The following is a 13,084-nucleotide window of genomic DNA, read 5'->3' on the forward strand; positions in this document are numbered from 1 at the left end:
TCAAGAAAATGTCCACATACTCTTTTCTGCAAAAAACATATTATGATTTATATATAAATTCGAAAGTGAACTTTACGGAATCTGTATTTTATCAATTTATTTATTGAAAGTCCGAGAAATATTTTTTTAGAAATGATATATTTGAAAGGGATGAATGAATTTTAGAAAGTGGAGAAGAAATCATAATAAAGAATCTCAGAAAATAGAAATCACGGAAATGTGGCAGGTTTGAAATACCAGCTTCTCTGTTATTTACCATAATCCACAATAAAAAAACAGAATGGAAACTGTTGGTTGACACATTTCAAGGGGGAAATGGTTGTTTGCAACCGTTAGATTTGATATCTTTGAGGTGCTTAAGTAAGAGAACAAGTATCTTAAGGAGGAGTGAGTATGATTTTAGCAGATAAAATTACAGATTTGCGAAAAAAGAATGGATGGTCACAGGAAGAACTGGCAAATCAGCTGGGTGTATCTCGTCAAGCAGTTTCGAAATGGGAAAGTGCGTCATCTATACCAGATTTGGATAAGATAGTTAAAATGAGTATCATTTTTGGAGTTAGTACAGATTATCTGTTAAAGGACTCTCTTGAAGCAGGGAGAGATACCGAAGAAATCTTGGGATACAATACAGCAGAGTTGGGAATGGATGAAAAAGCTATACAGATGATTTCTATGGAAACTGCGAACGTTTATTTGGAGCTTTTGCGAAATATATCTTCCAAGATTGCATTAGGTGTATCCCTTTGCATTTTATCACCAATAATGTTGATTGGTCTTACAGGGGTGTCGGATAAGAAAGAGGGGATGATTCTTTCTGTGGAAGTTGCAGTGGGTATTGGGATGACAATACTTTTACTTATGGTTGCGGTGGCAGTAGCGATCTTTATTATATACGGAAGAAAAATGGAAGTATATGATTTCCTTGAAAAAGAACCGATAGAACTGGCCTATGGAGTAAAGGGATTGGTTGAAAAAGAAAAATTGGGGTATGAAGCTGCACATAGCAGAAACCTTGTGTTAGGGATAGTGCTTTGTATTCTTAGTGCAGTACCAATTATGGTGTTGGCTGTATCGGATAAAAATGGAATGTTGACAATAGTCGGTGTGAATCTTTGTCTTATCTTAGTGTCAATTGGTGTATATTTACTTGTATCTACCGGGATTGTATATGGCGGATTCCAGAGATTATTAGAAGAAGGAGACTATACAAGAAGTCAGAAAATTGAAAATAAAAGAAATGATGTAATAGATAAAATATATTGGTGTTCAGTAACTGCAAGTTATCTTGGGTGGAGTTTTATAACTATGGAATGGGAAAAGACATGGATTGTTTGGCCAATTGCCGGAGTATTTTATGGCGCTGTTGTTGGAATCAGTTCTGTTATAAGAAAACATTGAAATTATAAAGGGTGTATCTATTCCTAACGTATCATTCGGAAAGAATTTTACTGTTTTAATTGTTTTATGTTGACATTTTTAAGTCCCGCACCAATTACTACGAATTTTATATCGAAAAACAGTGGGGCAATAAACTGAAAACTTGCAAGCCACTGGATAAAACTCTATTGGAGTTGAAAAATCCGGTGGTCGTGAATAAATTGTTTCGAGGTGAATAAAAAATGGTGGCTACATTTTGGCTACATAAATATTATAGACGAAATGGATAGTGCATATAAAATAATAAAAATCAGACAAAAAGCGAACTGATAATTCGCATTATTTGTAAGCGTATAAATATAAAAGTGGAGTTCGAATAGTAAACAGGGAGCCGGGAGACCGCATAAACACTGGGTTTCCCGGCTTATCATATGCTCCGTGGTACTATTTTGGAACTAAAATTGCAATGAGTAAAAATGAATAAAGAGATAGAAATGTGCAGAAAGCCGTTTGTTCTTTTAACTGAGAGCAGGCGGCTTTTTGGCGTTCTATAAATATATGGCTGCCTGCCAAAAGAGAAAGAGAGGAATTATTTATGAAAAAAATGAGAAAATCCGCTAGTAATGTGAACAATGCTGTTAATCTGATCTCCGGAGCCTATACCTTGCCCCTGATTGACAAACTGTTTTCCAACAGCCAGAGGATTGAGAATATGGATGATGTTTATTTCGCCATAACTGCATTGGTGGATACAGACAGAATCAGCGAGGCGTTCCATATGATAAGAGGATTGTTTGGAATTTCCGGTATGGAATATCCGCAGGAGATTGCACAGTTGGAAAAATCGGAAGAACTGCAGGAATCTTTTGTGTCGGAATTTATTTTTGATTTTTATGATGTGATAGAGGATAAGAGGATAGAAACAGAAGAACAGGAAATTCCCGTTTAAAATGCGGGAATATTACATAGCCGGAAGGTTTTCAATTTGCGAAAATCATCCGGTTTTTTCATGCCTATTTTTATACATAGTCATTTCCCTACACGGGAAGATGGCTATTAAATTTTCAGGAAAGGAGGGAACCGTTATGGCGAATTGCAAAGTAATTGCGATTGCCAACCAGAAAGGCGGAACGGGGAAAACCACCACGACTGTCAACTTAGGGATCGGACTTGCCAGAGAAGGGAAAAAGGTCCTTCTGGTAGACGCTGATCCACAGGGCGATCTGACCACTTCATTAGGGTGGCCGGAGCAGGATAATCTTTCTGTGACGCTTGCCACACAGTTAGAGGGCATTGTGGCTGACCGGGAAATGGATAGCCACGCCGGGATTTTACACCATGAGGAAGGCGTTGATCTGATCCCGTCTAACATTGAACTTGCAGGACTGGAAGTTATGCTTGTCAATGCCATGAGCCGGGAACTGACGCTGAAAAACTATCTGAATGAAGTGAAAAACGGATATGATTATGTGTTGATTGACTGTATGCCGAGTTTGGGTATGCTGACAATCAATGCACTGGCGGCGTCAGATAGTGTAATTGTTCCGGTACAGGCTCAGTATCTTCCGGCAAAGGGAATGACACAGCTTATGAAAACAATCGGGAAGGTACAAAGGCAGATCAATCCGGCGCTGAAGGTAGACGGAGTGCTTTTAACACTTGCGGATATGAGGACAAATCTGGCCCGTGTGACCGCAGAAAGTATCCGGCAGAATTATGGGAGGATGGTCAAGGTTTACCAGACGGTCATTCCGGTTGGCGTGAAAGCAGCGGAAACGAGTGCCGCAGGACAAAGCATTTACAGCTATGACAAAAACAGTACAGTCGCTAAAGCCTATGCGTCATTTACAAGGGAGGTGGTACGGGATGGCGAAAGGCAGAGAAATAAAATTGCCCCTTCCCGCAGCCGATGATCTGTTCAGCACGCAGGAGGAACGTGATGAGGCTAAGCGGGAGTATGTGGCAGATATTCCTCTGATAGAAATCAGCGACTTTCCCAATCATCCGTATAAAGTAAAGCAGGATGAAAGTATGCTGGAACTGGCGGCGAGTATCCGGGAGAAAGGCGTGGTCAATCCTGCTCTGGTGCGCCCGAAACCGGAAGGCGGTTATGAAATGGTAGCAGGACACCGGAGAAAATTCGCCAGTGAACTTGCCGGGAAAGCAGTCATGCCCTGTATCGTGCGAAATCTGACAGATGATGAGGCTACGATTATCATGGTTGACTCTAACCTGCAAAGGGAGAAAGTCTTACCCTCAGAGAAAGCCTTTGCTTATAAGATGAAACTGGACGCAATGAAACGGCAGGGGAAGCGCAGTGATTTAACTTCTGTGCCACTGGCACAGAAGTTACAAGGAAAGACATCAAGACAGCTTTTAGGAGAGCAAGTGGGAGAAAGCCAAGACCAAATCCGCCGCTATATCCGTCTTACCGAACTTATCACACCTATTCTGGATATGGTGGATGAGGGAAAGATTGCCATGCGCCCGGCAGTAGAACTGTCTTACCTGCCGAAAGAGCAACAGCAGGTGCTTTTGGACACAATGGAGCAGGAAGACTGTACTCCAAGCCATGCACAGGCGATTAAAATGCGGAAATTTGCGGAGGCGGGAAAGCTGAATGAGGACGTGATCCTGTCGATCATGACCGAAGAGAAACCGAACCAGGTGGAGCAGTTTAAAATCCCGAAAAAGAGGATTGACAAATATTTTTCTCCGGGAACCACGCCAAAGCAGATGGAGGACACGATCATTAAGGCATTGGAGCTGTACCGCAGACGGGAACGAGGACGGGAAAGGTAAGAGGACGCCTGGGGGAAAGTGGGTTCCTTTGGTGCTTCCCTTTTTCCGGGGTTTCCGGAGTCTCCGCTCCGGTCAGTGCTAAACGTGTGTCACCGGCACACAGCACCCCCTCCCCACACCCTACCCCTTCCGGATTACCAGCAGTTTACCAGCCGAAAAGAAGAATAAGGAGCCGGTGGCTATCCACATTCCACCGGATCAGTACCCAGCCCTGCCAGCAAGCAGGGATTTTTTTATGTGGGCCGAAAGGCTCGGAAATGGAGGAGAATGAAGTGAAGAAAATCAAACAGTTATTCAGGAAAGGAGTCGCATTGGCACTGGCGGCGGTCACGACACTGTCCGTCCTGCCGGCGGCCACGGTATCGGCTGCGTCCCAGCAGGCAACGATCACATTCGCTTACTGCTATGACGGGAACGGGAATACCATCCGTTATCAGCAGACGGCGTCTCATAACGGAATTACGTTCAGCCATGCGGGGGAGGCCAGAACCCGGATCTATGCAGACGGGGATAATGCCTACTGTATCGAGCCGGGAATCTCCCTGCATACCGGGAACACGCTGGAGAAGGACGCTTCTGTTGTGTGGAACAACTTAGGAAAGGCAAAACAGGACGCTGTGAATTTGGCGCTTCTGTATGGCGCACAGGGAAGTATGGGCAGCATGTCCGGTACAGAGGATGAAAAAGTCCTTGCCACACAGATGGTCATCTGGGAGATTGTGACCGGGTGCAGGAATGCGTCTGCGCCTTATGCCCAGACAGACGCCAAATTTTATAACAGCCTTTGCGTAGGCGGGGTGAACAGCGGGATAGCGGCGGCCTATCAGCAGATTATTTCCGGCATGGTCAGCCACGGGACTATCCCCAGCTTTGCGTCCGGAAGTACAGACAGCACTCCCCAGGAACTGAAATGGGACGGCAAACAGTATGTATTGAAACTGACAGACAGCAACGGCGTTCTGTCAAAATTCAATTTCACATCATCCAACAGTGATGTGAAAGTCAGCAAATCCGGAAATACACTGACCATCACGTCCAGCAAAGCGATTGCCGGGAACGTGCAGTTATCCGCAACCAAGAAGATCCCTACCGTGAGCAGCAGCGCCAAGCTGATTGCTTACGGAGATCCGTCTTTGCAGGATATTGTCACAGGTGTGGAGAATACCGCAGCCGTGAAAGCATATCTGAATGTGAAAATCCCTTATGGGCACATCCAGATCGTGAAAACTTCCGAGGACGGCGTGGTGGCCGGATTGAAATTCCAGATCACTGGCAACGGGATTGACCAGACTGTTACCACCGGGGAGGATGGAACGATCAAGGTGGAGAACCTTCAGCCGGGAACCTACACGGTAACGGAGCTGACGGAGAACCGGTATGAACCGCAGAAAGCGCAGACGGTGGAGGTCAAAGGCGGGGAAATCGCTGCGGTGGATTTTTCCAAATCCTCAAGCGTGGAGATTTGAAAGTGACCAAAACTTCCGAGGACGGTCTGGTGGAAGGCATGAAGTTCCATCTCTACGGAACTTCTCTTTCCGGTATTCCGGTGGATGAATATGCGGTTACGGACAGTACAGGTGTTGCCACGTTTTCTGATATTCTGATCTCCGGCGATACGCCTTATACGTTGGAAGAAGTGGAGACCGCAGACCGCTATGTGGTCCCGGCGGCCCAGAGCGTGACCATCAACTGGAACGAAGTGACCAATCGGTGACAAATGCGCAGGACGGTTCAGGACTGACGGCGATGGTTGCGCTCCGTTCGGAGGATGCGGACGAAAAACTGGCGGAGGCAATGTTTACAAACCGATACGGCACATCGCCCGTTCCACGCGATTCCAACCCGCCCAAGACTGGTGATGAATCCAATATATTGCTGTATGGGTATTTGGCGCTTGTAAGTATCGCCGGCCTTGTGGTGAGCGTCGTCATACAGAAAAGGGGAAAACGGCGCTCAAGCTGATATTGGGTGCGTTGGCGCAGGAAGGTATACGGCGTGATACTTGCGCTGTTTGCCCGAAAACTGGATTATGCTATGGAACAGCGCCTTGTGATGCTTATTACAGGGCGCTGTTTTGTATGGGCGGCGATGCGTATGCATACCTCAATACAAGGAAAAGAGAAGACGTGAGACATAGGGTTATGGGAGAGTTACTATGGAGTTCAAAGACGTTCTAAACCGATATATGGAGCGGACCGGATGCTCCGCCAGGGATCTGGCGGAACGCTCCGGCCTGTCCACAGCTACAATTAGCCGATATCGCTCTGGAGACCGTGTGCCGGAAGCAGATTCCAGGCAATTGGAGAATTTAGCCAAGGGGATTGCGGCGATAGCAGCCGAAAAGAAAATTCGGGAGATGGAAGAGGAAGCGGTTCGGCAGGCGCTCTCCGAGCAGGCACAGGGGCCTGGTATCGAGATAGAAAAACTCAGATTGAATTTTGATACCCTGCTGAAGACATTGTCCGTCAGCGTATCCGATCTTGCGCGTTTTTTGAGCTACGATCCTTCGTACCTGTCCCGTATCCGAAAGGGGCAGCGCAAGCTGTCCGATCCTCAAAAATTTACGGCGGATGCCTTTTTAAAGCTTGATGCAAAAACAGAAGGTACAAGGCGGTCAATCCTGTCATCCCTGTCGCTCTACACGGCCGACGATGAGCTTGTCTTTCAGGTTTTGAGGGACAATCGTGTTTCGGAGAAAAACCAGATCAGGATCATGGAACATATTGCTTTTCAAAGGGAATTGACGGAAGAAATTCTATCCCACGACTCCATCTTTGAAGCGTATCCCAACTTTTCAAAAGATGAGTTTGCCCAATACCCCATGACGCTATCCTTGGCTGGCGCTTTTTATGAAGAGGATATCGTCTACACCTATGAGCAATATCGGGAACATCTGGAGATGATGAAGCGCTTTTCTCAGATGCATAAAAACTACCATATTGAGGAAAACAAATCTCCTGCGTTCCGCCATATCCAAATTCTTATCCATGAGGGAAGCTGGGCGATCGTGTCCAAGGAAAAAACGCCGGCGATTCATTTTGTTATCCGGCACCCCAAAATGCGAGAAGCCATGGAAAACATCACAATGCCCATTGTGGAAGGGGAAGAGTATAAATGAGGCTAAATCCGAGTCCCTTGCGTTTGAAAAATGGGTATAAATAAACCAGGCATTCCCTGCTTGCACAGCCTTAGCTGGATACAAGTAAGGAATGCCTGGTTTTGCGATGTGCCTTTTTTACTCCATCGCTTCCCTGTACTCTGGATATGTTTCTTGGATTTTCCGCGCCAGATCCCAAATCTCCTCGTCGCCGGAAAGCACATAGGATGTTCCGCCGGCGCCATGGAACCGGTTTTCATCAAACCAGAAGAGGCAGGTATCCCCATCCGCTGTCTCAAACTCCAGGATCCGGCTGTCTGTAGAGCCGCTGAAAGCTTTGGATACAATGGTCGTTTCCCGTAATGCCTGCAGGATTTCGGAGATGATTTCTTCATCCGTCGTTTCGTAGCGTCCCAGGATGTTATCGTTGTGATGATAGGTAAGCGCGACCGGCAGCTCTTCCAGCGACTGATCCAGAAATTCCTGCTGGCTTTCGGTGCAATAGGGCCGAAGCGATGTGTCTTTTGGGGAACACCCCGCCAGTACGCACAATAAAATCAGCAAAATGGTAATTTTAATCCTCTTCATCCGAATCCCTTTCTGACTGTCATGGCCTGCGCTGTTTTTCTATGTAGAGCTGGTACAATCCCATGCGTGATTTTACACCTGCTTTCTCATAGATCGCCGCGATATGCCGCTGACAGGTTCGCCGGGATAGATACAGTCCATCTGCGATCTCCTGAATACTTTCCTCTGAATTGACCAGCTTGTCAAATACTTCGGTTTCCTTGGGCGTAAGGATAAACAGCTCCGACAAAAGACGGAACGCTTCCTGAGGGTCCAGGTCTGTCGGGATATCCTTGGGGGTGCCGGATGAAACCGGCATCCAGGCTGTATAAAGATAGATGACTACGCTGACGGCCACAAACAGGACCAGTGCCAGAATGATGGATGCCATGCCATTGCTGTCAGAAACAAGCAACGCTACAGAGGCGTTGGTAAGCAAAGCGGCGCTCACGTTATTCATGGCGCGCCCCATACCGGCCCACAGCGCTGGCGTGGGCATATGGCGGGCAAAATCCAGAAAGCTGGTGGTGAAGAATACCACAAAAAATCCAGCCGAAAGATAAAATACGATCAGGCCGATCAAAAACGGGCCGCCCAGCTTGAGTACTACCAAACAGATGACGGACATCAGCATGACGCAGTACATCATCATGGCCATAAATTTCCGCTTTCGGATATCAAAAAGAAAGCCGGCAGAAAGGCCGCTTACCGCCAGCAAAAGCCGCGGCCATTGCCCGATGTCAGTGCCTGCTGCATGATGCATGGTGACCGCGTTGTCCAGCGTACTGAAGATACATGCCATCAGGATGACAAGCAGTGCAAGGAGTCCGCCGGCGGCGATCTTCTTTCGGGTTCCCTTCCCATCATCCTCTATGGCGGGGGACTGGAGTTCTTCCGCTTCTGCGTTTTCCTGGCGGCAAAGCCTTTCTGCCTTCAGCAACAGCGCTAACGCTACAAGGGCAAAGAGTGAAAGTATCAAGGCTTCCGCAGTTTCCAGATCCACAAGATTGTTATTTAGAAACTGCAGGAAGATCCCAAGGGCATAGGAGACACCAACCATACGCGCCAGATGGGTGCGATCCCTCGCCAGTTTGAAAAACAGGTAGTGGGCCGCGCTTCCCAATATCCCCAGAAACAGGAACAATGTCATTCCGGAGAGCAGAGTGGACGAATAAGAAACATGTTTTTGAACCAAAAAATTGCATACTGCCGCTGCTAGTGCAAGGATAAAAAGTCCAACGATTTGTACCCGCCTTTTCAAAAAGCGATGAAACAGCGGATAGAGCAAAAAACCGACAGCGCTTATTCCTAACGCGTAGTTTTGCGCAATCACCGGTTTTTCATCCCCTGCCGTAAGCGAGATCATATTCACATATAGGTACTCGGCGCCAAGAAATAGAAAAGTAAAAATACCAAGCAGCAGAATCGCATAAATGGATTTTGGATTTGTGAAGCTTTTCTTTATTATTACCATACGTCCCATTCCACTCCCTTTCTCCGCAATGGTACAGCTATAGATTATTATACTATAAACGGCATGGATTTTCAACGATTTCGGTCGGTTAGAGACTTTTTTCGCTGACGTTTTTGCGGAATATACAATCCTTCCTGTTTGACCTAAACCAGGGATTCTCCTGGATAAAACCGTATATTTTTGGAGCTGCGTTCCGCATCCGGGAACTACCGTTTTTTTGCGCCCGCACATGCCGTTTTACCGCAGCCACACGGTGTAGCCGCGGTAAACAAGGAAATATCCTGAATGAGAGAAGCTGTCTAGTAGGTGATATTGTGGACGTAAAAATAAATCAGCAGGCCACCCAGCCCAGCGCCGCTTATCAGGCTTGCCCACGTCCAGAATAAAGACAGCAGAAGCCCCAGGAAAATAAACACGCAGAACACCACGACAAAAGCGTCTCTCTGGAAGAGCATGATGAATTTGATACAGGCGATCACAACCCCTGCCATCATAACGAGAGCCCCAAGAAGAGCCAGAACAAAAACATACACACCCGCCATCTGGAGAATTGAGATCAAGATATTAAAGCCAAGACCTATCCCCGCGATCAGGCTGCCTACTTTGATGAGGCTGTCACGGGTAGCGCTGAACGCGCCAAAGAAAGTAGTACGATGTGGAAACTGCCAAGCTAATAATGGCGGTGAGGGCAGTGAGGAACCCACCGATGGCGCCAATGAGATGGTACGGCCTGAACCTTGCATACATACGATATATCCTCTTTCTGATCCTGCGTTCCGAAAAGGCCAGCTGAAGCTTTTTGGACATTCTGTGTCCTGGCCGGCCTTCCATCATGTGAACTTTTAGTTTTTTGTCATAGCAGGAAGCTGGTGTTTTTAACAGGCCGCTTTAGCACCAAACTAAAAAAACACTGTGGCGCACCTGCGCCATTTTGAGAAACGAAGCTTTGAGCGGAAAATTGAGGCCATCCACCCTGTACAGAGTGTAATACCTCTTAAGTTTACAGGACGTAGCAGGCCGCCTGTCATGATCGGCAATCCCTTTTGCACAATCAAGGTGTTTTGGAATTTTCACACAAAAAATAGATTGGCGCAGGTGCGCCATGCGTTTTAAATTGGCGCGAAAGCGGCCTGCACAGATCCTTAAAAAAACGATACAGTAAAACCATAAAAGGACAAAAAAAGAGTTTGGATCGCCTTTGGCGTTACAGGCCGAGCAGCAAAGCGATTCATGAGACCAGGACAGAAGAAAGGAGGCACGAATGAAAAAAAGAGGGGCAGCGGCACTTCTGGCAGCCATCTGTTTGCTGGCGGGGTGTGCAGCATCAGATCCTGCGCTTCCGGCAGAGACTCCGACCCCGACAGAGACTTCGTCCCCGGCATACCAAGGGGACTCCCTTTTTGCTTACTGTACCGAAAGGCAGCGGGAGCTTTTGGAGCTGCCCCATGAGGAACTGCCGGTGGAACTGATCTTTCACCATTGGACAGAGACGGCGGCGGACTACGAGACAAGGGACGAAACGGTGATCGCCGGGGTCTTGCAGGCACTGCGGGATGTGTCGGTGGAATCCGAGTCACCCATCGTCTCTACAGATACCCGGGGGCTTACATTTGTGACGGCGCAAGGGGATACCTACAGTTTCTGGTTTGATAAACGCCGGTTCGAAGGGGTGGATGGCAGGTGCTATGTCCTTTCCGAAGATGAAAAGCTTTGGGAACTGGCGTGGGGGATTCGGACAACAGACCCAGACTATCAGGATCTAATGAGATAAGCGGTATTTCCCCATGATTTCCGCGAAAAATGTGGATTGGCGCAGGTGCGCCACATAATTTTTGGGAAATTGGCGCTAAAGCGACCTGCACAAATCCCGAAAAAGGCGCTACAGTAAGTTTTGTTTGACAAGGAGGAGAAACCAAATGCAAGCAAAAAGGAAACTGACGGTGCTGCTGCTTTCCCTGTGTATGCTGCTGGGGATGCTGCCAATGACCGCTTTTGCGGCGGGTGTACCGGCTGCGCCAACAAATCTGAAGCTGGAAGTGACAGCGGACGGCTTAAAGGTCAGCTGGGATAAGCCGGCATCCACCGGCGGGCTGGATATCTTTGAGTATGAAGTGACCCTTTACGGACACTTTGACGGCATTGCCGGAGGAAAGACAAAGGTAGAGACAAAGACGGTTCAGCGGGAGACCACCTGCACCTTTACAAACACAGGAAATGCAGAAGGCGTTATCAATCCTAACTACGAGGTAGAGGTAAAAGCGAGAGAGGGCGTCTCCGGCACCGGCGATCCGGACAATCTGGGGAACTACCAGGTGACGGACTGGACCGATTGGAGCAACGCGAGTACAGTGTCGTTAGATTGGAATGAAGTTACCTTCAATACGACCATCAATAATTATTATACGGGAGTGGTCGATGTGGGGCTGCCTGACAGCGAGAATAAGCTGTACAAGGAAGGCATAACGGCCACAGGGAATCCGGATGTCACATATCCTGATGGTACCACGAGTGATTCTGAGGAACGGGCAGTAACGGAACTGCTCTATCAGTATTTCGAGGAGAATAAGCAAACAGTTCCTGATCTGGAGAATGTCACCGTGGATGATCTGACGGTCGAAGCGGTGCTTGACAGATTTGGGTCATCGCAAGAAGGTGATGGTAATAGCTGGACGCCAACGATCAATGCGACGGTAAATAGGTATTACACGCTCAGACTGGTATACAATCCGGAAGCGGATAGCAATAATCCGGATGAAAAGCAGATCGTGAATGCCGTCAATCTGGTGAACGTCAGCTGGAATGTGGGAATGGGACTGACGCCTGCATTCACAGCGACGGTGGACGAGGCGGATCAGGACAAATACGAGGTTTATCTGGAGCAGTGGATCGGCAGCGACGGCAAGAGTATCACCAGCGAGGAGTCTTTCAACAGCGAGATATCGGAAGATGAGAAAATCACGACTTTTGAAGAGGGCGTGACTTACTACTACTCCGTATGGGTGAAGGCGAAGGAGGGATACGCCATCTCTGAGGAGGCATCCGTCTATCTGGACGGTCGTCCCGCCGATAATGGTTATACCCTGGCGAATCACGATGAGCCAAAGAGACCGGACGGCAGCTTTTTAAGCGGCACCTTCAATAGCCTTTTTGTGATGGAGTGTGTCTTTGACCCGCTTAAGGTCAATGGCATAGAAGTGACTTCGGCAAACAAGGACGATATTCTGGGTGACGCCGACGGTTCGGGCGCTACGGTGTCCTATGACCCGGATACCAACACCCTGACGTTGGATAACGCAACGCTGACGGTGAGCGAAGACTTTGCCGCCATACATGCGCTTATTCCGGACCTTACCATTGTGCTGAAAGGCGAAAACCAGATTAACGGCAGTGGCAGCACCGAAAACGGGATTTATTCCAACGGGGACCTGACCATTACGGGGAGCGGAAGACTGCAGATAAGAGGCACCGGTTTCGGGCTTTACGGCAACAGTGCCATTACGCTTACCGGCGGCGCAGACGTGGATATTATCGTTGACTTTTCCAGCGCCGAGGCGCCTCAGCCGTATTCGGCGGTACGTGCCCTCGGCGGACTGACGGTGGACGGCGCGACGCTGAATGCGAAGAACAATGCAACTCAGGATGCCGGTTTCGGCACTCCGGGCATTAATACTGACCTTACGGCGATTAACGGAGCGAAGGTGAATATTTCTTCCGTAAACGATCACGGCATCTGCGGTGATGTCATCGTCAGCGGAGCCGGAACC

The 13,084-nt window shown here is 48.0% G+C and carries 13 protein-coding genes; 10 read left to right on the plus strand and 3 right to left on the minus strand.

Annotated elements, in window-relative coordinates; all coding sequences use genetic code 11:
• Positions 1–393: 393 nt before the first annotated feature.
• The 8 genes from B5E62_RS10730 to B5E62_RS10765 all read left to right on the plus strand — a co-directional run bounded on the left by B5E62_RS10730 (position 394) and on the right by B5E62_RS10765 (position 7,300).
• On the plus strand, positions 394–1,401 hold the full coding sequence (locus tag B5E62_RS10730; protein WP_087174566.1) for a helix-turn-helix domain-containing protein: 1,008 nt from the start codon (positions 394–396) through the stop codon (positions 1,399–1,401).
• 574 nt (positions 1,402–1,975) lie between these two features.
• Complete coding sequence (locus B5E62_RS10735; RefSeq protein ID WP_076779364.1) at positions 1,976–2,329, plus strand: hypothetical protein; 354 nt, start codon at positions 1,976–1,978, stop codon at positions 2,327–2,329.
• Positions 2,330–2,465: 136 nt separating this feature from the next.
• Positions 2,466–3,293: a ParA family protein gene (locus tag B5E62_RS10740; protein WP_076779361.1), complete on the plus strand. Its 828-nt coding sequence runs from the start codon at positions 2,466–2,468 to the stop codon at positions 3,291–3,293.
• A complete protein-coding gene (locus B5E62_RS10745) occupies positions 3,247–4,182 on the plus strand; it encodes a ParB/RepB/Spo0J family partition protein (RefSeq protein ID WP_076779359.1) in 936 nt (311 codons plus the stop codon). The genes B5E62_RS10740 and B5E62_RS10745 overlap by 47 nt, the downstream gene beginning before the upstream one ends.
• Before the next feature lie 272 nt (positions 4,183–4,454).
• Positions 4,455–5,648 (plus strand): Cys-Gln thioester bond-forming surface protein, encoded by a 1,194-nt coding sequence (locus tag B5E62_RS10750; RefSeq protein WP_143468854.1) that lies wholly within the window; start codon positions 4,455–4,457, stop codon positions 5,646–5,648.
• Positions 5,649–5,650: 2 nt separating this feature from the next.
• The gene (locus B5E62_RS10755; RefSeq protein ID WP_087174568.1) at positions 5,651–5,896 is read left to right on the plus strand and encodes a SpaA isopeptide-forming pilin-related protein; all 246 of its coding nucleotides are present in this window, start codon (positions 5,651–5,653) and stop codon (positions 5,894–5,896) included.
• 80 nt (positions 5,897–5,976) lie between these two features.
• Positions 5,977–6,144 carry a sortase B protein-sorting domain-containing protein gene (locus B5E62_RS17755; RefSeq protein WP_442911356.1) on the plus strand — a complete coding sequence of 56 codons (168 nt, stop codon included), beginning with the start codon at positions 5,977–5,979 and terminating at the stop codon, positions 6,142–6,144.
• Between the two features lie 193 nt (positions 6,145–6,337).
• Entirely contained in the window at positions 6,338–7,300 is a 963-nt protein-coding gene (locus B5E62_RS10765; protein WP_087174570.1) for a helix-turn-helix domain-containing protein, read from the plus strand.
• Between the two features lie 117 nt (positions 7,301–7,417).
• Here B5E62_RS10765 and B5E62_RS10770 read toward each other — a convergent pair whose 3' ends face one another.
• The 3 genes from B5E62_RS10770 to B5E62_RS10780 all read right to left on the minus strand — a co-directional run bounded on the left by B5E62_RS10770 (position 7,418) and on the right by B5E62_RS10780 (position 10,063).
• Positions 7,418–7,867 (minus strand): hypothetical protein, encoded by a 450-nt coding sequence (locus B5E62_RS10770; protein ID WP_162610300.1) that lies wholly within the window; start codon positions 7,865–7,867, stop codon positions 7,418–7,420.
• A 19-nt stretch (positions 7,868–7,886) separates the two neighbouring features.
• Positions 7,887–9,329, minus strand: a complete 1,443-nt coding sequence (locus B5E62_RS10775) for a response regulator transcription factor (protein ID WP_242957852.1) — start codon at positions 9,327–9,329, stop codon at positions 7,887–7,889.
• 290 nt (positions 9,330–9,619) lie between these two features.
• Positions 9,620–10,063 carry a hypothetical protein gene (locus tag B5E62_RS10780; protein ID WP_087174572.1) on the minus strand — a complete coding sequence of 148 codons (444 nt, stop codon included), beginning with the start codon at positions 10,061–10,063 and terminating at the stop codon, positions 9,620–9,622.
• Between the two features lie 518 nt (positions 10,064–10,581).
• On the opposite strand from B5E62_RS10780, the gene B5E62_RS10785 reads away from it, so the two are divergent.
• Positions 10,582–11,091: a hypothetical protein gene (locus B5E62_RS10785; protein WP_087174573.1), complete on the plus strand. Its 510-nt coding sequence runs from the start codon at positions 10,582–10,584 to the stop codon at positions 11,089–11,091.
• A gap of 145 nt (positions 11,092–11,236) precedes the next feature.
• On the plus strand, positions 11,237–13,084 hold a 1,848-nt coding region (locus B5E62_RS10790; RefSeq protein ID WP_206414316.1), incomplete at its 3' end, for a hypothetical protein.

Source organism: Lachnoclostridium sp. An118, assembly GCF_002160985.1.
Classification (GTDB): Bacteria; Bacillota; Clostridia; order Lachnospirales; family Lachnospiraceae; genus Claveliimonas; species Claveliimonas stercoravium.